A 22,057-nucleotide genomic window follows, 5' to 3' on the forward strand; every position below is an offset into this window, starting at 1 on the left:
GCGGCACGCGCGGCGTCGGCGCGCGTGGGCACAAGAAAGGGTCAGGTCTCCGCGCCGACCCACGCCTGTTCGCGCAGCCGCGCGCGCAGTCGCGCGACGGCCTGGCTGTGCAGCTGGCACACGCGCGACTCGCTGACTTCGAGCACCGCGCCGATCTCGCGCAGGTTCAGCCCGCGCTCGTAATACAGCGACATCAGCAGCTTCTCGCGCTCGGGCAGCCGCTCGATCGCGTCGACGAGCGCATCGCGCAGATGGTCGTCGAGCAGCGCCGACAGCGGATCGGCGTGATCGACGCGATAGCGGTCGAGGAACGGCTCGTCGTCGGCCGCGCGGTCGAAATCCTCGTAGTAGATGAGCTGGCTGCCGTGCAGGTCCTGCAGCATCCCCTGGTATTCGTCGAGCGGCATCTTCAGATGCTGCGCGATCTCGGCCTCGCTCGCCGAGCGGCCGAGCTGCTGCTCGACCTGGTGCACCGCGTGCTCGACCTCGCGCGACGTCTTGCGCAGGCTGCGCGGCAGCCAGTCGTTGCTGCGCAGCTCGTCGAGCATCGCGCCGCGAATGCGCTGCGTCGCATAGGTCTCGAACTGCGCGCCCTGGTCTTCCTTGTAGCGGCCGGCCGCATCCATCAGGCCGATCATGCCGGCCTGGATCAGGTCGTCGAGGTCGACGCTCGCGGGCATCTTCGCGACGAGCTGCAGCCCCAGGCGCCGCACGAGCGGCGCGTATTGCGCAAGCACGTCGGCCTGGGTCATCTTTCCTTGAGCGTTGTACATCATGGCTCTCTCCTTCGCTCACGCGGCGTGGGCCGCACCCGCCTCGTACGACGGCTTGCCGCCCGCATGGACGGCGCGGCCCGCCCCCGAGCGCGGGCGCATCGGCCAGTACAGCAAGTCGGCGGCAATCTGCCGGTAGTCGCGCGCGGCAATCGACGACGGGAACGCGTCGACCGCGGTGTGCGTCAGTTCGCGCGCCCGCTCGACGAGCGGGTCGGCGCTCACGCAGCCGGCATCCGCGATCGACACCGTCAGGTAGCGGCTCGCGACGCCTGCCAGGTTGTCGAATGCGGTCTTCGCGTCCGCGTGGTTGCCGACGTGGTTGGTCAGCACGCGGAACTGCGCGAGCGCTTGCGCGAAGTGCAGGCGCTTCATGCACGCGTAGGCTTCGGTGATCGCCTTCGCGGAAACCCGCGTGACGATCAGCACGTCGTGCGCCTCGCGCGCGAGCGCCGAGAGCGCGCCGTCGGCGCCAGGCCGCGCATCGACCAGCACGATGTCGGCCTGGCCGTCGATGAAGTCGCGCAACTGCGCATCGCTGTAGCCGGCCTGCCCGGCCGCGCACAGGCCGAAGCCGGCGGCCACCCGCGTGCGCTCGCCATCGCGCAGCCGTGTCCCCGCGAGCGTCGCGGTGGCCGAACGCGCGCCGGCGCGCTCGTCGACGACGAGCACGTCCTTGCCGAGCGCGGCCAGCGCCGCCGCGAGGTTCACGACGGTGGTGGTGCAGCCGACGCCCGCCGGGCCGCCCGTCACCGCGACGACGCGCGACGCGCGTCCGGCCAGCAGGCGGCGCAGCCCTTCGGCCTGATCGATGATCCGCTTATCCAAATCGCACCTCGTGCAGTTCGGCGGTGGAACGTGCGGTCAGTGCGGAAAGCAGCGTCGGCATGTCCTCGTCTTGCGGCACGAAGGGTGAGCCGTCGCGCGGCACACAGAACGCGCTTTTCAGCAGGAAGCGGGTCGTCGCGACATACAGGTTCTCCGGCACCTTCTGGCCGGTCGACACATAGTGGACGGGCAGCTTGTAGCGGATTACCGTATCGAGCACGCCGCCCAGATGCGTCGCCTCATCGAGCTTGGTCAGGATGCAGCCGGCAAGGCCCGGGGATCCCGCCTGCGGATGTTCGCCCGCGCTGCGGTACGCCTGGACGACTTCGTTGAGCGTGTCGCCGTGGCTCGTCGCGTTGAGCAGCAGCAGGCGCTGCACCGGCGCGTTCGCGCCGTGCAGCATCGCGATCTGGTCGGACAGCGCGCGATCGCGCTGGCTCATGCCGATCGTGTCGATCAGCACAATGTGCTTGTTGCGCAGCTCGGACAGCGCGAGCGCGAGATCGCCCGCATCCTTCACCGCGTGCACCGGCACGCCGAGGATCTTGCCGAAGATGCGCAGCTGCTCGTGACCACCGATCCGGTAGCTGTCGGTGGTCAGCAGCGCGACCTTGCTCGCGCCGAAGCGCATCACGCAGCGCGCGGCGAGCTTCGCGGTGGTGGTGGTCTTGCCGACGCCCGTCGGCCCCATCAGTGCGAACACGCCGCCGCGCTCCATCAGCGCATCCTCGCTGTCGAGCACCGGCAGGTTCGCCGCGAGCACCGACTGCGCCCATTCGAGCGCCTGCTCGAAGGTCTGCGTGCCGGCGCCCGACGGCAGGTTGTCGACCAGCATCCGCACGAGCTGCGCGGAGAAGCCGGCCGCGAACAGGTGCTTGGTCAGCGCGCCGTGCACCGGGCTGCGGCGCTGGCGGTCGTGCCACATCAGGCTGTCGAACTGCTCCTGCATCATCCCGCGCATCGCGCCGAGCTCGTGCATCACCGTGTCGTTGACGACGCTCTCGATGCGCGACTTCACGGCATCGGCGACCGCGGCAGCCGCGTCGGCGGACAGGCGCGCACGCTCGGCCGGCTTCGCGGCGTCCGCGTCGTTCGCACGGGCGGCGGCGGTGTCGTTCGCACGGGCGGCGGCGGTGTCGTTCGCACGGGCGGCCGCGGCCGGCATCCGGCGTTCGGCGTCGCGCACGATGTCGCGCGCCCAGCCGGCCGGCGCCGCGTCCTGCGGTGCGGGGGCCGGTGCTTGCGGCGCGGCGGGTGCCGAGTGCGTACGGATCATCAGCGCGTCGCGCTGCTGCGTCAGGCGCTTCGCGTGCTCGACGAGCCAAGGCGCGGGTTCGGAGGCCGCCGCGGACGCCGACGTGGCGCGCGACGGCGACAGCCCGGCCGGCGCATTCGTGTCGGCGTCGAATGCAGCCGGCTCCGTCGCTTCGGCACTGGCGCCGAATACCGACGAGAACACATCCGGCAGGCCGCCGGCGCCAGCTGCATACGGATTGCCGGCCGGACGTGCGGGTGCGGGCGCGGCACCGGGGCGCGACACGATGCCCGGCACCGCGGCAGCCGGCACGGACTCCGGCACACGCGGCGCGCTCGCACGCGGGCGGACGGCAGCCGACGGCGCGACCGCGGCGAGGTCCGAATCGGCGAGTGCAACGATTTCGACGCTACCGTCATCGAGCGTGCGGTTCGACAGCACGACGGCGTCGGCGCCGAGTGCCTCGCGCACGAGGCGAAGCGCGTCGCGGCTGGTCGCGCCGGTGAATTTGCGAATGTTCAAGCGGGGCCCCCGATGACGTTAACAACTTTGATCGTGCGTGTATCCGGCACTTCGGCGTACGACAACACTTTCAATTGCGGCAGGCTGCGGCGCAGGAAACGCGCGAGCATCGCGCGCAACGCGTGCTGCACGAGCAGCACGGGCGGCAGCCCGAGATTCTGTTGACGCAGCATCGCTTGTTGCGTGCCGGTCAGAAGGTTGTGCGCAAGGCCCGGCTCGAGGCCCGGATTTGCGCCGGTGGCGAGCGCCTGCGACAGCACGCGCTCGAGATTCGAATCGAGCCCCATCACCTGCATCTCGCCCGCACCCGGATACCACTGCTGCGTGATCGCGCGGCCGAGCGACAGCCGCACCGCGGCGGTGATCTCGTACGCGTCGCCGCGGCCCGCGTGTTCGGACACGGATTCGAGGATCGTGCGCATGTCGCGGATCGGCACGCCTTCGTCGAGCAGGTTCTGCAGCACTTTCTGCAGCGTCGTGAGCGAGATCGTCTTCGGCACGAGGTCCTCGACGAGCGACGGCGCGTCCTTGCCGGTGCGCTCGACGAGCGCCTGCACTTCTTGGCGGCCGAGCAGTTCGGCCGCATGCTGGACGACCAGATGGTTCAGATGCGTCGCGACCACCGTGCTCGCATCGACCACCGTGTAGCCGTACACCTGCGCCTGCTCGCGCATCGCGACGTCGATCCACACGGCCGGCAGCCCGAACGCCGGATCCTGCGTGACGGCGCCCGGCAGCGCGGCCGTCACCTGGCCCGGGTTGATCGCGAGCCACTGGCCCGGGAACACTTCGCCGGTACCGATCTCGACGCCCTTCAGCGCGATCCGGTATGCGTTCGGCCGCAGCTCGAGGTTGTCGCGGATGTGGATCACCGGCGGCAGGAAGCCGATTTCCTGCGCGAATTTCTTGCGGATGCTCTTGATGCGCTTGAGCAGCTCGCCGTCGCTGTTCTTGTCGACGAGCGGAATCAGCCGGTAGCCGACTTCGAGGCCGAGCGGATCGATCAGTTGCACGTCGTCCCAGGTCGCTTCGTGGCTTTCGCCCGGCAACGCGGCGGGCGGTGCGATTTCGGTCACGTCGCCGGCCGCCACGCGGGCCGCCGCGCGGCGGGTCTGCGTGCGTGCCAGCCAGATCGCGCCGCCGCCGAGCGCGAGGAACGCGAAATGCGGCATGCCCGGGATCAGCCCCATCAGCACGATGATCGAGCCGGTGATGACCAGCACGCGCGGGTTCGCGAACAGCTGGCCGGTGATCTGGGTGCCGATGTCCTCGTCGGTCGCGACGCGCGACACGATCACGCCGGCCGCCGTCGAGATCACGAGCGAGGGGATCTGCGCGACGAGGCCGTCGCCGATCGTCAGCAGCGTGTAATTGGTGCCCGCCGCGGCGAAGCTCATGTCGTGCTGGACCATCCCGACGATCAGCCCTCCGATCACGTTGATCGCCATGATGATCAGGCCGGCGATCGCGTCGCCGCGCACGAACTTCGACGCACCGTCCATCGACCCGTAGAACTCGGCCTCCTGCGCAACCGCGGTGCGGCGCTTGCGTGCCTGCTCTTCGTTGATGAGGCCCGCGTTCAGGTCGGCGTCGATCGCCATCTGCTTGCCCGGCATCGCATCGAGCGTGAAGCGCGCGGACACTTCGGCGATCCGCCCGGCGCCCTTCGTGATGACCATGAAGTTGATGATCATCAGGATCACGAACACGACGATGCCGACCGCGAAGTTGCCGCCGACGAGGAAGTGGCCGAACGCCTCGATCACCTGGCCGGCCGCGTCGGGGCCGGTGTGGCCCTCGAGCAGCACCACGCGCGTCGACGCGACGTTCAGCGACAGGCGCAGCAGCGTCGAGAACAGCAGCACGCTGGGGAATGCCGCGAAATCGAGCGGCTTCATCGTGTACATGCTGACAAGCAGCACCATCACCGACAGCGCGATATTGAACGTGAACAGCAGATCCAGCAGCAGCGGCGGCAGCGGCAGGATCATCATCCCCAGGATCATGCAGATGAGGATCGGGCCGGCGAGCGCGCGCAGGTTGGTGCCGGCGAACGGGTTCGGGCGCTTGCCGAACAGGCCGGTGGTCGGGGTGCTCATGCCGCGCCTCGCGTGCCGAGTGCGTCGTCGGCTTCCTCGCGCGCGTCGTCGGTCGACACCGACGTGCCCTTGTCGAGCTCGGCCGGCACGGCGAGATCGACCGGCGCCGCCGGGAACGCTCCGCCTTCCGCGCGGAAGCGCTTGAGCTGGTAGACCCACGCAAGCACCTCGGCGACGGCCGAGTACAGCGAGCCGGGAATCTCGCGCTCGAGTTCGACGTTGTGATACAGCGCACGCGCGAGCGGCGGCGCTTCGAGCAGCGGCACGTTGTGCTCGGCCGCGAGCTCGCGGATGCGCGCGGCGACGAGGTTCACGCCCTTCGCGACGACCTTCGGCGCGCGCATCTCGCCATCCGTGTACTGCAGCGCGACAGCGAAGTGCGTCGGGTTCGTGACGACCACGTCGGCCTTCGGCACGGCGGCCATCATCCGGCGCCGCGCGATCGCGCGCTGCTGCTGGCGGATACGGCCCTTCACGTGCGGATCGCCTTCGTTCTCGCGATGCTCGCGCTTCACTTCTTCCTTCGTCATGCGCAACTTCTTGTTGTACTGCCAGATTTGGTAAGGCACATCGAGCGCGGCGACGACCAGCATCCCGGCAACGGTCGTGCCGCAGCACACGGCGACCAGATGCAGCGCGTCGGCGAGCGCCGAACCGAGCGGCTGGGTCGCGAGGCCGAGCAGTTCGTCCTTGCTGCGCCAGATCGCAATCCCGCCGATCCCGCCGACGACGAGCGTCTTCGCGAGCGACATCCCCAACTGGATCGGCCCCTGGATCGAAAAGATGCGGCCGAGGCCGGAGATCGGGTTCAGGCGGTCGAACTTCAGCTCGAAGGTCTTTTGCGAGATCAGCCAGCCGCCGAGCGCCATCGGCGCGGCCAGCGCGGCCACGCCAGTCAGCGCGAGCAGCGGCAGCAGCGCGGCGAAGCCTTCGGCGCTCGCGCTGCCTGCCGCGGACAACATCCGGTTCGTGTCGAACGCCGTGGCGCGGTCGAACGAGAAGGCGCCACGCAGCATCGTCTGCAGATGCTCACCCGACGGACCCGCGAGCAACCATGCACCGTAGAACCCGGCCGCGAGCAGCGCGAACGAAGCCAGTTCGCGCGAACGCGCGACCTGCCCCTCCTCGCGCGCCTTCTCGCGGCGTCTCGGAGTGGCGGCTTCGGTTCTGTCGAGATCGCTCTCGTCTGCCACGGGGCCTCCAGTCGGGTACGGCGACATGCCGCTTTCCAGTGACACCGATTATTCATGCGCGCGTCAAACGCCGATCGGTCGAGCAAAGCCGGGAAAGGGGGGTATTTCGGGGAATCGGACGGGCTTGTGGCGGGGGCAATCAGGGGACGAACGGCAACGCGGCGGGGGTGGGGGCGGTGAAGGCGTCGACGGAGGAAGGGAGGAAGCGGCGATGCGGCGGATTCGCCCTGGAGCTGAAGCGACGAGGCAAGCCGCCCCGAGGCGGCAGCGCCGCACGCCAGGGCGCACCGGCCCGCATGCCGGCCACGCGAGGCCGGCATGCGGGCGCGGTTCCTACCCGGCCGCCGCCTGCTGCAGCAGCCCGAGATCGAGCTTCTTCATCTTCATCACCTGCGCCATCACGCGCTCGGCGCGCGCCGGGTCGCCCGTCATCAGCCCGGACATCTGCACCGGCACGACCTGCCACGACACGCCGAAGCGGTCGCGCAGCCAGCCGCACTGCTGCGCGCGCTCGTCGCCGCCTTCGGACAGCGCCGCCCAGTAGCGGTCGATCTCGCGCTGGTCGCGGCAGTTCACCACGAACGACACGGCCGGCGTGAGCGGAAACGCCGGGCCGCCGTTCAGCGCGAGGAACGTCACCCCGTCGAGCTCGAACGATACGGTCATCACCGCGCCCTCGGCATGCCCGGACACCTGGGCACCGGCCTTGCCGTAGCGCGCGACGTGCACGATGCGTGCGTCGTCGAACACCGAGACGTAGAAGTTGGCGGCGGCCTCGGCGTCGCGGTCGAACCAAAGGAACGGCGTGATGCGTTGAAAGCGCTGGCTCATGATGCTGCCTCCTCGATGTCTTGTGGGCATCCGTGCCTGGCCTCATATCGTGGGCGCTGGATCCTTACGCCGCGCGAGGCCGCCCCGGGGATAAAAAAAGGGGCGATCGCTCGCCCCCTTTTGCTGCGGTGCCGCGTGCGCGATCAGAACGCGACGTAGGGTGCCGCGCCGCCGCTCGCGGTCTTGTCCATCCCGAAGTAGATCGTCTTGCCGTAGAAGTGCGGCATGCCGAGATCGAGCCATCCCGATGCGCCGAACGGGCCGGCGATGTCGTTGAACGCGAACGTCGACGGGTTCGCGAACAGCGAATCGGCGTTCTGGATCGACATCGACACGCCGCCCGTGGTCCCGTTCTGGCCGGTCAGCGTCGCCGTGTAGGTCGCCGTCGACGACGGGCAGTAGAACTGCGGGTTGGTCGAGCACATCGTCTGCGACGAGTCGTTGAAGAAATACGCGTTCGAGCCCGTATCGAAGAACGCGGTCGCGCTGCCGCCGAGGAACGTCGCGCTCACGTCGCCCGTCGTCGTCGACGTCATCACCGTCGACGCGGCGAGCGCGTTGTTGCTCTGCGTGCCGATCCCGAACGTCAGCTGGCCGGTCGCGCTGCTCTGCCCGCTGTTGGAAATGCTCGGCATCTGCACGATCACGCCGTTGTTGTCCGTCGCGAAACGATGGACCGGGTTGGCCACCTGCTGCGTAATCGGCACCAGCGCGACAGCACAGCTCGAATTGCCGTTCGGGCACGCGTAGTAGTTGTTGTAGGTCGCCGACGTCGACGTCGCGCAGTTCGTGCCGCAGTCCACCGGCGCCGGCCCGATGCCGAGAATGCCGTTCGCGCCGAGATCATTGGCCGAGTTCGCCGACGTCCCGCCGTTAATGCACGAGCTCGGTACGCCGGTCGTGCCGAGGTCGCCGATGATCTGCACCGGCAGCGAGCTCGCCTGCTCCGAGCCGATCGTCAGGTCGACGGTACGCACCGTGCCCCATGTGTAGCTGGACACGAACTTGCCGCATTCGGCGACCGGCGCGCCGCCGCTCGTCACCTGCGGCAGGTTGCCGAGCACGCCCGACACGGCGCTGCCGACCAGCCGCAGCCCGTACGACGCCGTGTCGACGAGCACGTTGTTGACCACCTGGCAGTTCGACGTGCCGGGCACGCAGATCTTCACGTTGACGGTCGGGATGTTGATCACGCGCGCGACGCCGGTGCCGACGGTGATCGCGGCCGTATTGGCGGTGTTGCCGTCCGATACGCCGGGGTTGCCGCCGCTATTACCGTTGTTACCGTTGTTGTCGCCGCCGTCGCCGCCGCCGCATGCTGTCACGAGCGCGGCCGTCGCGGCAGCCAGGCTCAGCAGGCCGAGCCAGCGCTTGAATGTACGAGGAATTCTCAAGGTCGCTCTCCCGCTGTCACTGGATGTCGGTGCCGGTCAGCCCGGCAGGCAGCGCCGCCGGCAGCCATGCCTGGCCCGCGAACGCGCCCATGTGGCCGCCCGTGCGGATCACGAGGTTGCTCGTGTCGACGGACACCGGTGCGCGCCAGCCGCGCGCGGCGTGGGCCGCCTGGACGCCGGCGGTGTACTGCGGGAAATAGCTGCCGAGGAGCGACGCCAGATCCGGCATCGTCGGCCCGCGCCACGCGAGGCCGAACACGGTGCCGGCCGTGGACGTGTATTCGTGGATGACGGTGCCCGATCCGAGCGCGATCTCGCGCACGGTATAGGCGGCCGCGCTCGCCTGCGCGCCGTCGGCCGAGCGCATCGCGCGCTGCAGCGCGCGCACGGTGGCCGCGTGATCGTCCGCCGGCGGCGACATCGGCGCGCCGCCCAGTTCGGCCTGTGCGTGGACGGTCCACAGCACACCCATTGCAACCGCCGCATGCGCGGCGGTCCAGCCCAAGCGTTTCAGCTTCACGTTCCCCCCCAAAGGGACTGGCTTCGTTGCCGTCGGCCCCGCTGTCAAGCTCGGCGCCGCAGGTCAACCAATGAAAGTCGTACGAATGACGCTTCGTTGCTGCTGACGCGTAGTATGCCTGCGGAGTGCGCCGGAGTGTCAAATCGACGCAGCGCGGCCCGCTCGCGGCAGACCCGGGGGGACGTGGAAGCCATGTGCACCGGGCCGCGCCACGACAGGGACGGACCGGCGCGACGCCGCAGAGTCAGAAGCCCAGGCTCGCGAGCAGGTCGTCGACCTGCGCCTGGTCCTGCACCACGTCGGACTTGCCTTCGGGCGCGACCTGCGGCCCGTTCAGCAGCGACTCGGGACTGCCGGTCGTGCTCACGTGCTCGGCCGCGAACGCGGCCGCGGTCGCCGCGAACTGCTCGCGCCGCTCGGGCGCGATGTTCTCGACGAGCACGGTGAGCAGTTGCTGCTCGATCAGGTAGACCATGTCCATGATCTTCTTGATCACCTGCCCGGTCAGATCCTGGAAATCCTGTGCGAGCATGATCTCGAGCAGTTGCGCGCTGGTCGCGGACGTCGCTTCGGGCAAACCGTGCAGGAACGCGCGCGTGTCGCCCATCAGCTCGCGCACTTCCGCGTGCTCGATCGGCGCCGCGTACCACTGCGCCCAGCGCGCGTCGAGCGCCTCGGCCTCGTTCTGGATGCGCTCTTGCACGGGCTTCGCGATCTCGATCGCGTTCAGCACGCGCTCGGCCGCCTGCTCGGTCATCGTCGCGACGTAGCGCAGCCGGTCGCGCGCGTCGGGCACGGCTTCGGCCGCGCGCTCGACATGCTTGTCGAGCCCGAGCTCGCGCATCGAATCGCGCAGCGTACGCGTAAGCTGGCCGATGCGCGCGAGGATGCGGTCGCTCGCGAGATCGGCGCCTTCGGCGTGGCTGTCGGCGTTGAACCCCGCGCCGGCGAGCGCCGCATGAATCGGCTCGTTCACGTCAGCTCCCGGCCTTCGCCATCTTGTCGATGATCTTGTTCAGCTTCTCGTCGAGCGTCGCGGCCGTGAACGGCTTCACGACGTAGCCGCTCGCGCCTGCCTGCGCGGCCGCGATGATGTTCTCCTTCTTCGACTCGGCCGTGACCATCAGCACCGGCAGGTGCGAAAGCGCCGCATCCCCGCGGATTTCCTTCAGCATCGCGAGACCGTCGAGGTTCGGCATGTTCCAGTCCGAAATCACGAAGTCGAAGCCGCCGCCGCGCAGACGCGCGAGGCCGGCCGCGCCGTCCTCGGCTTCGTCGACGTTCGCGTAGCCCAGTTCCTTGAGCAGGTTGCGGACGATCCGGCGCATCGTCGGGAAATCGTCCACCACCAGGATTTTCATGCTCTTGTCCATCGTCGTTCCTTTGCAGATTCGTTACCGTCGGGCCACGCAACCTTGCACGCGCCCCGTGACATTTCATTCAGACACGCTGTACGCGGTCGCCCATCGTCGCGAGGCGCGCCATCACGCGCCGGCTCATCTCCGCAAGCGGCGCCACCTCTTCCGCGCCGCCGAGCGCGATCGCCTCGCGCGGCATGCCGAACACGATGCAGCTCGCCTCGTCCTGCGCGAACGTGTGCGCGCCCGCGCGCTTCATGTCGAGCAGCCCGGCCGCGCCGTCGCGCCCCATCCCCGTGAGGATCACACCGATCGCGTTCTTGCCGGCGTGCTGCGCCGCCGAGCGGAACAGCACGTCGACCGACGGCCGGTGACGGTTCACCGGCGGTTCCTCCGACAACTGCGCGATGTAGTTCGCACCGCTGCGCGCGAGCAGCAGGTGCGCATGGCCGGGCGCGATGTACGCATGGCCCGGCAGCACGCGCTCGCCGTGCTCGGCTTCCTTCACCGCGATCCGGCACAGGCCGTTCAGCCGCTGCGCGAACGATTTCGTGAAGCCCGGCGGCATGTGCTGCGCGATCAGCACCGCCGGCGCGTCCGGCGGCAGCGGCGTCAGCACTTCGCGGATCGCCTCGGTGCCGCCCGTCGATGCGCCGATGATGATCAGCTTCTCGGTACTGACGAGCGGGTTGTTGATCATCGGCGCGGCCGACGGGCCGCCCGCCGCGCGCGCGGCGGCCTGCGGCTGCGGCGCCTGCCGCACGCGGGCGCGCGACGCCGCGCGGATCTTGTCGGCGAGCTTTTCCGCGTATTCGAGCATGCCGTCGCGGATCCCGACGCGCGGCTTCGTCACGAAATCCACCGCGCCAAGTTCGAGCGCGCGCAGCGTGATCTCCGAGCCGCGCTCGGTCAGCGACGACACCATCACGACCGGCATCGGCCGCAGCCGCATCAGCTTCTCGAGGAAGTCGAGCCCGTCCATGCGCGGCATTTCGACGTCCAGCGTGAGCACGTCCGGGTTGTGCTGCTTGATGAGCTCGCGCGCGACCAGCGGGTCGGGTGCGGTCGCGCACACCGTCATGTCGGGCTGGCTGTTGATGATCTCCGTCATCAGGCTGCGAATCAGCGCCGAGTCGTCGACGCACAACACTTTGATCTTCTGCACTGCGGTCATGCCTCCTGCTTTCTCGAAAGGTTGGCCGCATACGGGCCGCCGGCATTCCCGCCCGTCGCCGGCGCGCCACCGGCGCCGCGCGCGCCGAACAGCTCGATGCGCGGCCGCACCGGCGGCGGCGCGGCCGGCCGCTTCGCCGCGAACAGCTCGACGTGCGCGCGCGTCCGCGCGGCGCGCACGCGGTTGGCCTCCGCGGCTTCGCGCTCGGTCACGCCCGGCACCTGCAGCCGCAGCTTCTTCACCAGCGCGCGGCCGGTATGCGGCATGAACGCGACCTTGCGCGGATGCACGCCCTGCAGATCCTCCGCGGTGATGCGAATGCGCTCCAGCGCGAGATAGCGGCGCACGAAATCCGCGTTGCGATCGCCGATGTTGATGGTCGTCATTCCGGCCAGCACGGCGGCACCGCCGAACACCTTCGCCTCGAAGCGTTCGCGGCGCCCGCCCGCCTTGATCAGTTCGTTGATCAGCACTTCCATCGCGTACGCGCCGTAGCGCATCGAATCCGACGCGGCCGCGCCCGCATCGGCGCCGTCGTCGGGCAACATGAAGTGATTCATCCCGCCGATGCCCGCGAACGGATCGTGCAGGCAAGCGGCGACGCACGAGCCGAGCACGGTCATCAGCACCATGTCCTCGGACGTCGTGTAGAACTCGTTCGGCAGCAACTTCACGCCGGGGCGTTCGAAGTGATTGTCGAAGTAGCGATTGGTCGCGATCGGTAAGGCGCTCATCCGCGGCCTCCATAAGCGAGCATGGCGCCCGCGGCGCGGGCGGGCGCGCGCGCCCGCGTGCCCGGCACGGCATCGCGCGTCAGTTCGTACACTGTCTGCCCGCGCAGCCGGAATGCCTGCGTGACGTACGTGAAGTTCTCCGAATGACCGGCGAACAGCAGCCCGCCCGGCTTCACGAGCGGCTCGAAGCGCGCCAGCACCTGCCCTTGCGTCGGCTTGTCGAAGTAGATCATCACGTTGCGGCAGAAGATCGCATCGAACGGCTTCGCGATCCCGTAGTCGGCATCGGTCAGGTTCAGTTGTTCGAAGCGGATCATCGCACGCAGCTCCGGGCGCACCTTCACGCGGCCGGCCTGCGCGCCGGTGCCTTTCAGGAAGAAGCGCTTGAGCCGCTCCGGCGCCAGATGCTTGACCTGGTCGTAGGTATAGATGCCGGCCTCGGCCTTCGCGAGCACCTGCGTGTCGAGGTCGGTCGCGAGGATCGATGCGCCGCGCGCGGCCGATTCGCCGAGCGCCTCGATCAGCGTGATCGCGATCGAATACGGCTCTTCGCCGGTCGACGCCGCCGAGCACCACACCGACACCGGCGCGGCGCGCCCCTTCACGAAGTCCGCGAGGATCGGAAAATGGTGCGACTCGCGGAAGAACGCGGTCAGGTTCGTCGTCAGCGCGTTGGTGAACGCCTCCCACTCGAGCGGATCGTTCTCCTGCTCGAGCAGGTCGAGGTAGTCGCGAAACGTGTCGAGTCCGCGTGCGCGCAGCCGGCGCGCGAGACGGCTGTATGCCATGTCGCGCTTGTGCTCGGACAGCGAGATCCCCGCGCGTTGATGAATCAGCGCGCGGATGCGTGCGAAATCCGCGCCGGTGAACGCGAAGTCGCGCCCCGGTTCGCCCGCGCGAGGCGAGACGTCCGGTGCATCGGGTCGAAACTGTGCGCGCGCGTCCGGCATGACTTAGAAGGTCTCCCAGTCGTCGTCGGACGTGCCGGCAGCTGCCAGCGCAGGCTTCTCACCGTTCAGCGCCGGACGCAGCAGCGCAGGCTTGTCAGCCGCCTTGGGCGCCGCTGCGGCGGCCGTCTTCGACAGGCGCGGGCCGTAGCCGCTCGCGGCCGGCGCGTCCTTCTGCGCGCGCGCGCCGCTCTCGGCCGCGCGCTTCGGTTCGTGGCTCGCGGCCGGGCCCGCCGCAGGCGAAGCCGGCGCGGCGCGGCGCGCGTGCTGGGCGGCAGCCTGCGGTGCCGGCAGTGCGGGCGCGGTTTCGTAACGGCTTGCCGACGGCAGCTCAGGCGCCGCGGCCGGTTCGCGCGCGGCCGGGCGCACGGCGCTGCGCGACGGCGCGAGTGCGATGCCGCCGATGACGTGCCAGCTCGACACGACCGACTTCATCTGGCGCGTCTGCTCCTCGAGCGACGCGGCCGCCGCCGCGGCCTGCTCGACGAGCGCCGCGTTCTGCTGCGTGACCGAATCCATCTGGCCGACCGCGCGATTGACCTGCTCGATGCCGGTCGACTGCTCGTCCGACGCGGCGCTGATCTCGCCCATGATGTCGGTGACGCGGCGCACCGCCTGGACGATCTCGTCCATCGTCGAGCCGGCGCGCGCGACGAGTGCCGACCCGCTTTCGACCTTCTCGGCCGAATCGCCGATCAGCTGCTTGATTTCCTTCGCGGCACTCGCGCTGCGCTGCGCGAGCGAGCGCACTTCGCCCGCGACCACCGCGAAGCCGCGGCCCTGCTCGCCCGCACGCGCCGCTTCGACCGCCGCGTTCAGCGCGAGAATATTGGTCTGGAACGCGATGCCCTCGATCGTGCCGATGATGTCGACGACCTTGCCCGAACTTGCCGCGATGTCCTGCATCGTCGACACGACCTGGCCGACCACCTCGCCGCCCTGCGTCGCGATGTCGGACGCGTTCACCGCGAGCTGGCTCGCCTGCCGCGCGTTCTCCGCGTTCTGCCGCACGGTGCCGGTGAGCTGCTCCATGCTCGACGCGGTCTCCTGCAGCGATGCGGCCTGCTCTTCGGTACGTTGCGACAGGTCGGTGTTGCCGGTCGAGATCTCGCGCGCGCCCACGTCGATCGACTCGGTGCCGCGATGCACGGCCTGCACCATCGTCGTCACGGCGTCCTGCATCCGCTTGATGCCGCCGAACAGGCGGCCGATCTCGTTCTTGCTGAACACGTTCACCGGTTGCGTGAGGTCGCCGCCGGCGATGCGCTCGAAGTGCGCGATCGCATCCTCGAGCGGCTTCACGATCAGCCCGCGCAGCGCGAAGCGGATCGCGATCACGACGATGAACGCGATTGCGATGCCGGCCGCGATCAGGCCGATCATCAGCGAAATCTGCGACTGCGTCGCCGCCTGGCGCTCGTTCGCATGCTTTTGCAGCGACGCGATCACGGCCGACGCGGCCTGGTCGTAGGCGACGAACATCGGGCTGATCCTGGTGTCGGCGACCGCGTGATACGCGGTCATGTCGCCCGCGCGCGCGGCCGCGAATTCCGGCTCGACGCCGTCCTTCACGATCGCCGTGTAGCGCGTCGAAAGCTCGTCGACGAGCGCCTGGTCGACACCGAGCTTCGGTGTCGCCTGGAACGTCTGCCAGTTCTCGTTCGACTTCGCGTAGAGCACCTGCGCGCGGTCGAGCACCTTGCCGGCCTCGGCCGTGTTGCCTGCCTCGGTCAGCGAACGGAAGCGGTCGAGCGACACGCGTGCGCGCAGCAGGTACGACGACGTATCGTCGAGCGCGTGGATCGCCGGCAGGTCGACGTGCGCGATCTCGTCGAGCGAGCGGCTCGCATGATTGAGCGCGTAGAGGCCGAGCCCGCCGACCGCGGCAGCCAGGCACACGAGGATGAGTCCGACCGCCGTGAGCGTCGTGCGGATCGACCAGTTATGCAACATTGCGGATTCTCCCGAAGTTCCTGCGCGCTCGGCGCGCTTACGCGCCGAGCGCCTCGATCAACGCCATTTCCCGGCTCGACATCAGCTTCTCGATGTCCATCAGGATCAGCATCCGGCCGTCGACCGTGCCGAGGCCAGTCAGGTACTCGGTCGTCAGCGTCGCGCCGAATTCCGGCGCCGGCATGATCTGGTCGGCCTGCAGCGTGAGCACGTCCGACACGCCGTCGACCACCATCCCGACCACGCGATGCGCGACGTTCAGGATGATCACGACGGTCTGGTGGTCGTACTCGACGCGGCCCAGATGGAACTTGATCCGCATGTCGACGATCGGCACGATGATGCCGCGCAAGTTGATCACGCCCTTGATGAAATCCGGCGCGTTCGCGATGCGCGTGACGCTCTCGTAGCCGCGGATTTCCTGCACCTTCAGGATGTCGATCCCGTATTCCTCGTCGCCGAGCGTGAACACGAGGAATTCCTGGCCCGTCGCATCGCCTTGCCCGGCGTCGCGGCGGCTGCTGGCCGCGTTCGCCGCGGCCGGATTGATCATTTGGACTTCAGCAGACACGTTTGCCCCCAGTGGGTTGAATGGCGAGAGTCAGAAGATCGCGAGCTCGGCGCCGGCTCGGGCGCCGTGCGTCGCACGGGTTTCGCGGTTCAGCGCCGCGACGTCGACGATCAGCGCGACGCTGCCGTCGCCCAGGATGGTCGCCGCCGAGATGCCGTGCACCTTGCGGTAGTTGGTTTCGAGGTTCTTCACGACCACCTGCTGCTGGCCGACCAGTTCGTCGATCAGCATCGCGAAGCGGCGCCCTTCGGTTTCCATGATCGTGACGATCCCCTGGGTCGGGTCGGTGCGTGCGCCCTCGACCGAGAACACCTCGTGCAGCGCGACGAGCGGCAGGTATTCGCCGCGCACGCGCACCACGCGCTCGCCGTTGCCGACTGTGTAGATGTCGTCGATCGACGGCTGCAGCGACTCCATCACGAAGTTCAGCGGCAGGATGAAGATCTCGCTGCCGACCTTCACCGACATCCCGTCGAGGATCGCGAGCGTGAGCGGCAGCACGATCCGCGTGGTCGTGCCGCGGCCGGCCTGCGACGTGATCTCGACGTGACCGCCCATCGACTGGATGTTGCGCTTCACGACGTCCATCCCGACGCCGCGGCCCGACACGTCGGTCACCGTCTCGGCGGTCGAGAAGCCCGGCGCGAAGATCAGGTTCCACACTTCGTCGTCGGACATGTTGTCGGGCACCTGCATGCCCTGCTTCGCGGCCTTCGCGAGGATCCGTTCGCGGTTCAGGCCCGCGCCGTCGTCGCTGACCTCGATCACGATGTTGCCGCCGTGATGCGCGGCCGACAGCACGAGCTGGCCGACCGCATCCTTGCCGGCAGCCACGCGCTTGTCGACCGTCTCAATCCCGTGGTCGAGGCTGTTGCGCACGAGGTGCGTAAGCGGGTCGATGATCCGCTCGATCAGGCTCTTGTCGAGCTCGGTCGCCTGGCCGAACGTGACGAGCTCGACCTGCTTGCCGAGCTTGCCGGCGAGGTCGCGCACGAGCCGCGGGAAGCGGCTGAACACGTAGTCCATCGGCATCATCCGGATCGACATCACCGCTTCCTGCAGGTCGCGCGCGTTGCGCTCGAGCTGCGCCATGCCGTTGAACAGGCGATCGTGCAGCGCCGGATCGAACGCGCTGGCCGTTTCCGCCAGCATCGCCTGCGTGATCACGAGCTCTCCGACGAGGTTGATCAGCTGGTCGACCTTCTCGACGCCCACGCGGATCGAGCTGCCTTCGGCGCCCGACGCAGCCACGGCGGCCGGGCGCGCGCGCTTGTCGTCATGGTGCGCGGCGGCCGATGCGGCGGGTTCCGCGTGCGGAGCCGGTGGCGCCGGTTGCACCGGCTCCGGGGCGGCGGGCGCCGGCGATTGCGGCGCGGCAGCGGCCGGCGCGAACACCTCGCCCCGCGCGGCGGGTTCGGCCGCGGCCGGCGCCGCAGCGGGTGCGGCCGGCGCGGTGCCGCGTGCGACGCGGATCTGGCTGTCGTCGATCACGAAGCAGCACACGGCGACGATGTCGTCGGACGGCACGTCCGATTCGAGCCACAGCGTCAGGTCGGCACCCGCTTCCTCGCGGCCGACGATCACGCCGAGATTGCCGAGCTCTTCGGTGAGCAGCGCCTGGTCTTTCGCGTCGACGCCCTTCAGCGTGATCTTCAGGTGCGGGCCGTCTTCGGCGGCGCCGGCGGCAGCGGTCAGGTCGGCCGCCGGATGCGTGGCCGCGACGGCCTGCTCGACCACGTGATCGGGCGCGCCACCGGTGATGGCCGGCGCCGGTGCACGCGCCGGTGCGGCCGCAGCGACGGCGGGCGCGACAGGCGCGGCGTCGGATGCGCCCGCGCCGCTCTCGGCCTTCAGCCGTTCGAGCTTCGCGCAGATCGCCGCGGCGGCCGCCGCGTCCGGCTCGGCGCTCGCCCGATAGTCGACGAGCTGGTCGGACAGCACGTCCTTGGTCTCGAGAAATGCGTCGACCATTTCCTTGGTCAGCGTCAGCTCATGGTTGCGCGCGCGGTCGAGCAGCGATTCGAGGATGTGCGTCGTCTCGGTCAGCGCGGAAAAGCCGAAGGTCGCCGCGCCGCCCTTGATCGAATGCGCGGCGCGAAAGATCGCGGCGAGATCCTCGGGGTCGGGCGAGCCGACGTCGAGGTTCAGCAGCAGTTGCTCCATCTGCGCGAGCAGCTCGTCCGCTTCGTCGAAAAAGGTCTGGTAGAACTGCGTGATGTCGAGAGTCATGCCCGGTCACCGGTTGGGTTCGTCGCATTCATGTCAGGAAGCCGCCGGCTCGGAGAGCGTCGCGACCAGATCGACCAGCACGGCCGGGTCGATCGGCTTTTCGATCCAGCCCGTCGCGCCCGCGTCCCGCGCGGCGTTCTTGAAGGCATCGCTGCCCTCGGTTGTCAGCACGAGGATCGGCGTGTCCGCATACGCGGTGAGCTTGCGCAGCGCGGTGATCACTTCGAGCCCGTTCTTGCGCGGCATGTTCTGGTCGGTCAGCACCAGGTCGTACGCAACGGTGGCGGCCATGTCGAAGCCGGCTTCGCCGTCCGGCGCCACCGTCACGTCGTAGCCCGCCTGCGCAAGCGTCGCCTGCAGCAGCGCACGCATGGTCGCGGAGTCGTCGATGGCGAGAATGGTTCGGATCATGTCTGTCTCGGAATCTGGGAAACGTCAGGGTTTCGGCGCCACGGCGGCGGCGCTCGCGAGCGCCGGTCGCGCCGCCGCCGACGGGCCGCCGAGCTGCTGCGCCAGCAGCTTCGAGCCCGCCGCGTCGGCCGACAGCGTCGTGGTCGTCTGGTCGTCGCGCATCAGCGCGTCTTCGGATTTGCGGTTCAGCACGATCACGCTGATCCGGCGGTTTTCCGGATCGAGCGGATCGGCCTTGTTCAGGTTCTGCGTCGATGCGAGGCCGAGCACGCGCATCACCTTCGCCTCGTCCATGCCGCCCGCGATCAGCTCGCGGCGCGACGCGTTCGCACGGTCGGCGGACAACTCCCAGTTGCTGTAGCCGCCTTCGCCGCCCGCGTACGGCACGGCGTCGGTGTGGCCCTGGACGATGATCCGGTTCGGCACATCGTTCAGGGTCTTGCCGATCTCGCGCAGGATGTCGCGCATGTACGGCTCGACGTGGTCGCTCGACATCGCGAACATCGGCCGCTTCTGCGTATCGACGATCTCGATGCGCAAGCCCATCAGCGTCGAATCGATGCGGATCTGCTGCTTGAACTGGCGCAGCGTCGGGTTCGCCTCGATCGCGGCCATCAGCTTGATCTGCAGGTCGTGCAGGCGCGCCTGCTCGAGCCGCTCGAGCGCACCCTGCGCCTGCGCGTGCGACTGCTCGTCGATCGGCTTCGCGACGCGCTCCGCAAGCGGCGTCGTGCCGTCCGTGCGGCGCAGCGTGCCCGCATCGAGGCTCGACAGGTCGCGCCCCCCGCCGTTGATGATGCTCGCTTCCTGCGAGCTGCGATCGCCGCTGCCGAACAACGCGGCCTTCAGCGGCGTGTTGAAATAGTCGGCGATTCCCTTCAGCTGCACCGGCGTGACCGAGCCCAGCAGCCACATCAGCAGGAAGAACGCCATCATCGCGGTCATGAAATCCGCATACGCGAGCTTCCACGCGCCACCGTGGTGGCCCTTCTTCTGCGGCGCCACCCTCTTCACGACGATCGCGCGATCCGTGTTCTTGCTCATCGGGCGCTCCGTGTCACTTCGCCTTCACGCGGCGCACGTGCTCTTCGAGCTCGGCAAACGACGGACGCTCGGTCGAGAACAGCACCTTGCGGCCGAACTCGACCGCGATCGCCGGCGCATAGCCGTTCAGGCTCGCGAGGATCGTCACCTTGATGCACTGGAACATCTTGGTCGATTCGGCGACGCGCTGCTCCGCGAGGCTCGCGAGCGGCCCGATCAGCCCGTACGACAGCAGGATCCCGAGGAACGTGCCGACCAGCGCCTGCGCGATCATCGCGCCGAGCACCGCCGGCGGCTTGTCGGCCGACGCCATCGTGTGCACGACACCCATCACGGCCGCGACGATCCCGAACGCCGGCATCGCGTCGCCGACGCGCATCAGCGCGTGCGCGGGCGCTTCGCCTTCCGTGTGGTGCGTCTCGATCTCCTCGTCCATCAGGCTCTCGATCTCGAACGCATTCATGTTGCCCCCCACCATCAGGCGCAGGTAGTCGGTCAGGAATTCGACGATGTGGCGATCGGCGAGGATCTTCGGGTATTGCGTGAAGATCGGGCTCTTGTCCGGATCGTCGATGTCGGCCTCGAGCGTCAGCGTGCCTTCCTTGCGCGCCTTCGCGAGCACGACGTACAACAGCGCCATCAGCTCCATATAGACGTCCTTCGTGTACTTCGAGCTCTTGAAAAGCGTCGGGAGCACGCGCAGCGTCGCCTTGATGGTCTTCATGCCGTTGCCGAGGACGAACGCGCCGACGCCCGCGCCCACGATCATCAGGATCTCGAGCGGCTGGACCAGCGCGCCCAGATGCCCGCCTGCCAGCGCATAACCGCCGAAGACGGACAACAGCGTCACGAGTGTTCCCACGATAATCAGCACTGCCTGTCCCTCACGAAAGACCGGCGGGGAGACCGCCGTTAAACAGGTTTACGGCAGTCGTCGGGAAAACTTTGGCTGTCGTGGGACGGCGGCGCGGCGGTGTTTACCAGCAATCCCGGGCGGTTCGCGCGGCGCGCGGGAGCCGCCCGGCTCCGCCCGCCCCGCGCCCGGCGGCGCTCAGGCGGCCGCGGCGGCCAGCTCCGCGCGTGCGGCTGCGGCCTTGCGGGTCTTGCCCGCGCGCGACGGCGGCTGGCACAGGCCGCAGACGAAACCTTGATGCGGATCATGTGCATGCGCGACAAAGTGACCGCCGCAGCGCGTGCACGGGGTCGTCTGCAGCATCCCGGAGTCGAAGAAACGCACGAGCGTCCACGCGCGCGTGAGGCTCAGCGCAGCCTCGTCGCCGGACAGGTTCACGTGCTCCAGATATAGCCGGTACGCCTTCACGATCGACTGGATCGGCTCGCATCCACCGTGGTCCTGCATGAACCGGTAGATGTTGTAGAACAGCGACGAGTGGATGTTCGGCTGCCACGTCATGAACCAGTCGGTCGAGAACGGCAGCATCCCCTTGGGCGGCGACACGCCCTTCAGTTCCTTGTACAGCTTGATCAGGCGGTCGCGCGACAGGCTCGTCTCCGCCTCCAGCAGTTGCAGCCGGGCGCCCAGTTCGATCAGTTCGATGGCGAGGGTGATTTCCTTCACCTCGATCACGACGCTTTTGCTTGCCATGGTGAATAACCGTCCGCTTGACGTTGTTCGGATGAGTGGCCAATACGCTGCCCGCCGGCGCGCTGCGCCGGGACGAACCGCAAGGCGGGGAAGGATCAGCGGATGCTTTCGACCGGCTGGCCGGCCATCAGGATGGCCGAATGCGCGTGCGCGACCACATCGCTGCGCCCTTTGTCGGCGAGCGAGGACAGCAACGCGTGATCGTCGAAGCGGAAACGGCACAGCATCTGGTTCGACGCGGCGAGCTTCACGGTCTGGGCGAGCGTGAGGTTCGCGAGCACGTCGGCCAGTTCCTGCGAGATTCCCATGCGGAACATGCCCATCGCTTTGTCTTCCCGCAGCAGGCGCTGCGCGAGGAGGAGGTACGACAGGTTGACCTCTTTGATCTCACTGAGCATTTCGCTGGTAGCGCTCATGATTCCCCCGTTAAAAACTTTGCTTTGGCCTTTCGTGTTATGAAAACGTTTGCTCGATCAGGGCGCCCTCGGCGCCGGGTCGGCACGTTTATAGTCTTACAGGGCGAATTTTGGCCAAACGGCATTTACGCCGGTATCAGCGAAGTGGCGTATGCCATGCAGGATTTGTCTGTAAACCGTGTAGGAATTTTTCCGACAA

General features: G+C 68.5%; 21 protein-coding genes. All 21 read right to left on the bottom strand.

Annotation, left to right across the window (positions count from 1 at the left end; all coding sequences use genetic code 11):
• Positions 1–41: 41 nt before the first annotated feature.
• The 21 genes from DIE13_RS20390 to flhD all read right to left on the bottom strand — a co-directional run bounded on the left by DIE13_RS20390 (position 42) and on the right by flhD (position 21,858).
• Entirely contained in the window at positions 42–776 is a 735-nt protein-coding gene (locus DIE13_RS20390; RefSeq protein WP_096508175.1) for an RNA polymerase sigma factor FliA, read from the bottom strand.
• A gap of 15 nt (positions 777–791) precedes the next feature.
• On the bottom strand, positions 792–1,601 hold the full coding sequence (locus DIE13_RS20395) for an AAA family ATPase (protein ID WP_124828776.1): 810 nt from the start codon (positions 1,599–1,601) through the stop codon (positions 792–794).
• Positions 1,594–3,378 (bottom strand): flagellar biosynthesis protein FlhF, encoded by a 1,785-nt coding sequence (gene flhF / locus DIE13_RS20400; protein ID WP_124828777.1) that lies wholly within the window; start codon positions 3,376–3,378, stop codon positions 1,594–1,596. The genes DIE13_RS20395 and flhF overlap by 8 nt, the downstream gene beginning before the upstream one ends.
• Positions 3,375–5,477, bottom strand: coding sequence for a flagellar biosynthesis protein FlhA (gene flhA, locus DIE13_RS20405; protein ID WP_124828778.1), 2,103 nt, complete (start codon positions 5,475–5,477; stop codon positions 3,375–3,377). The genes flhF and flhA overlap by 4 nt, the downstream gene beginning before the upstream one ends.
• Positions 5,474–6,670 (bottom strand): flagellar biosynthesis protein FlhB, encoded by a 1,197-nt coding sequence (gene flhB, locus DIE13_RS20410; RefSeq protein ID WP_175751686.1) that lies wholly within the window; start codon positions 6,668–6,670, stop codon positions 5,474–5,476. Before flhB ends, flhA begins: the two co-directional genes overlap by 4 nt.
• Positions 6,671–7,003: 333 nt before the next feature.
• Positions 7,004–7,501 (bottom strand): VOC family protein, encoded by a 498-nt coding sequence (locus DIE13_RS20415; RefSeq protein WP_124828780.1) that lies wholly within the window; start codon positions 7,499–7,501, stop codon positions 7,004–7,006.
• Between the two features lie 143 nt (positions 7,502–7,644).
• Positions 7,645–8,895 (bottom strand): DUF3443 domain-containing protein, encoded by a 1,251-nt coding sequence (locus DIE13_RS20420; protein ID WP_124828781.1) that lies wholly within the window; start codon positions 8,893–8,895, stop codon positions 7,645–7,647.
• A gap of 16 nt (positions 8,896–8,911) precedes the next feature.
• Complete coding sequence (locus DIE13_RS20425; protein WP_124828782.1) at positions 8,912–9,415, bottom strand: DUF2844 domain-containing protein; 504 nt, start codon at positions 9,413–9,415, stop codon at positions 8,912–8,914.
• 244 nt (positions 9,416–9,659) lie between these two features.
• Positions 9,660–10,391 (bottom strand): protein phosphatase CheZ, encoded by a 732-nt coding sequence (gene cheZ / locus DIE13_RS20430; RefSeq protein WP_124828783.1) that lies wholly within the window; start codon positions 10,389–10,391, stop codon positions 9,660–9,662.
• A 1-nt stretch (position 10,392) separates the two neighbouring features.
• Positions 10,393–10,788 carry a chemotaxis response regulator CheY gene (cheY, locus tag DIE13_RS20435; protein ID WP_124828784.1) on the bottom strand — a complete coding sequence of 132 codons (396 nt, stop codon included), beginning with the start codon at positions 10,786–10,788 and terminating at the stop codon, positions 10,393–10,395.
• 67 nt (positions 10,789–10,855) lie between these two features.
• Positions 10,856–11,947, bottom strand: coding sequence for a chemotaxis response regulator protein-glutamate methylesterase (locus DIE13_RS20440; protein WP_124828785.1), 1,092 nt, complete (start codon positions 11,945–11,947; stop codon positions 10,856–10,858).
• Positions 11,944–12,681: a chemoreceptor glutamine deamidase CheD gene (gene cheD, locus DIE13_RS20445; RefSeq protein WP_124828786.1), complete on the bottom strand. Its 738-nt coding sequence runs from the start codon at positions 12,679–12,681 to the stop codon at positions 11,944–11,946. The genes DIE13_RS20440 and cheD overlap by 4 nt, the downstream gene beginning before the upstream one ends.
• A complete protein-coding gene (locus DIE13_RS20450; RefSeq protein WP_124828787.1) occupies positions 12,678–13,631 on the bottom strand; it encodes a CheR family methyltransferase in 954 nt (317 codons plus the stop codon). Before DIE13_RS20450 ends, cheD begins: the two co-directional genes overlap by 4 nt.
• A gap of 3 nt (positions 13,632–13,634) precedes the next feature.
• Positions 13,635–15,581: a methyl-accepting chemotaxis protein gene (locus DIE13_RS20455; RefSeq protein ID WP_124828788.1), complete on the bottom strand. Its 1,947-nt coding sequence runs from the start codon at positions 15,579–15,581 to the stop codon at positions 13,635–13,637.
• Between the two features lie 37 nt (positions 15,582–15,618).
• Complete coding sequence (cheW, locus tag DIE13_RS20460; protein WP_124828789.1) at positions 15,619–16,134, bottom strand: chemotaxis protein CheW; 516 nt, start codon at positions 16,132–16,134, stop codon at positions 15,619–15,621.
• Positions 16,135–16,182: 48 nt separating this feature from the next.
• Complete coding sequence (cheA, locus tag DIE13_RS20465; RefSeq protein ID WP_124828790.1) at positions 16,183–18,381, bottom strand: chemotaxis protein CheA; 2,199 nt, start codon at positions 18,379–18,381, stop codon at positions 16,183–16,185.
• 33 nt (positions 18,382–18,414) lie between these two features.
• Positions 18,415–18,792, bottom strand: coding sequence for a response regulator (locus DIE13_RS20470; protein ID WP_124828791.1), 378 nt, complete (start codon positions 18,790–18,792; stop codon positions 18,415–18,417).
• A 24-nt stretch (positions 18,793–18,816) separates the two neighbouring features.
• Entirely contained in the window at positions 18,817–19,836 is a 1,020-nt protein-coding gene (gene motB, locus DIE13_RS20475) for a flagellar motor protein MotB (RefSeq protein ID WP_124828792.1), read from the bottom strand.
• Positions 19,837–19,849: 13 nt separating this feature from the next.
• Positions 19,850–20,710 carry a flagellar motor stator protein MotA gene (motA, locus tag DIE13_RS20480; RefSeq protein ID WP_124828793.1) on the bottom strand — a complete coding sequence of 287 codons (861 nt, stop codon included), beginning with the start codon at positions 20,708–20,710 and terminating at the stop codon, positions 19,850–19,852.
• 177 nt (positions 20,711–20,887) lie between these two features.
• Positions 20,888–21,442 carry a flagellar transcriptional regulator FlhC gene (flhC, locus tag DIE13_RS20485; protein ID WP_124828794.1) on the bottom strand — a complete coding sequence of 185 codons (555 nt, stop codon included), beginning with the start codon at positions 21,440–21,442 and terminating at the stop codon, positions 20,888–20,890.
• Positions 21,443–21,537: 95 nt separating this feature from the next.
• The gene (gene flhD, locus DIE13_RS20490) at positions 21,538–21,858 is read right to left on the bottom strand and encodes a flagellar transcriptional regulator FlhD (RefSeq protein ID WP_098550089.1); all 321 of its coding nucleotides are present in this window, start codon (positions 21,856–21,858) and stop codon (positions 21,538–21,540) included.
• Positions 21,859–22,057 lie beyond the last annotated feature (199 nt).

Origin of the sequence: Burkholderia sp. Bp9016, from assembly GCF_003857765.1 — a bacterium.
Classification (GTDB): domain Bacteria; phylum Pseudomonadota; class Gammaproteobacteria; order Burkholderiales; family Burkholderiaceae; genus Burkholderia.

Bases quoted from the DNA above. Each gene is read 5' to 3' on its own strand.
- DIE13_RS20450 (WP_124828787.1), bottom strand. From the start codon at position 13,631: ATGCCGGACGCGCGCGCACAGTTTCGACCCGATGCACCGGACGTCTCG.
- DIE13_RS20455 (WP_124828788.1), bottom strand. From the start codon at position 15,581: ATGTTGCATAACTGGTCGATCCGCACGACGCTCACGGCGGTCGGACTC.
- flhA (WP_124828778.1), bottom strand. From the start codon at position 5,477: ATGAGCACCCCGACCACCGGCCTGTTCGGCAAGCGCCCGAACCCGTTC.
- cheD (WP_124828786.1), bottom strand. From the start codon at position 12,681: ATGAGCGCCTTACCGATCGCGACCAATCGCTACTTCGACAATCACTTC.
- motB (WP_124828792.1), bottom strand. From the start codon at position 19,836: ATGAGCAAGAACACGGATCGCGCGATCGTCGTGAAGAGGGTGGCGCCG.
- cheA (WP_124828790.1), bottom strand. From the start codon at position 18,381: ATGACTCTCGACATCACGCAGTTCTACCAGACCTTTTTCGACGAAGCG.
- flhD (WP_098550089.1), bottom strand. From the start codon at position 21,858: ATGAGCGCTACCAGCGAAATGCTCAGTGAGATCAAAGAGGTCAACCTG.
- cheW (WP_124828789.1), bottom strand. From the start codon at position 16,134: ATGATCAATCCGGCCGCGGCGAACGCGGCCAGCAGCCGCCGCGACGCC.
- DIE13_RS20470 (WP_124828791.1), bottom strand. From the start codon at position 18,792: ATGATCCGAACCATTCTCGCCATCGACGACTCCGCGACCATGCGTGCG.
- DIE13_RS20415 (WP_124828780.1), bottom strand. From the start codon at position 7,501: ATGAGCCAGCGCTTTCAACGCATCACGCCGTTCCTTTGGTTCGACCGC.
- flhC (WP_124828794.1), bottom strand. From the start codon at position 21,442: ATGGCAAGCAAAAGCGTCGTGATCGAGGTGAAGGAAATCACCCTCGCC.
- DIE13_RS20390 (WP_096508175.1), bottom strand. From the start codon at position 776: ATGATGTACAACGCTCAAGGAAAGATGACCCAGGCCGACGTGCTTGCG.
- DIE13_RS20440 (WP_124828785.1), bottom strand. From the start codon at position 11,947: ATGACCGCAGTGCAGAAGATCAAAGTGTTGTGCGTCGACGACTCGGCG.
- cheY (WP_124828784.1), bottom strand. From the start codon at position 10,788: ATGGACAAGAGCATGAAAATCCTGGTGGTGGACGATTTCCCGACGATG.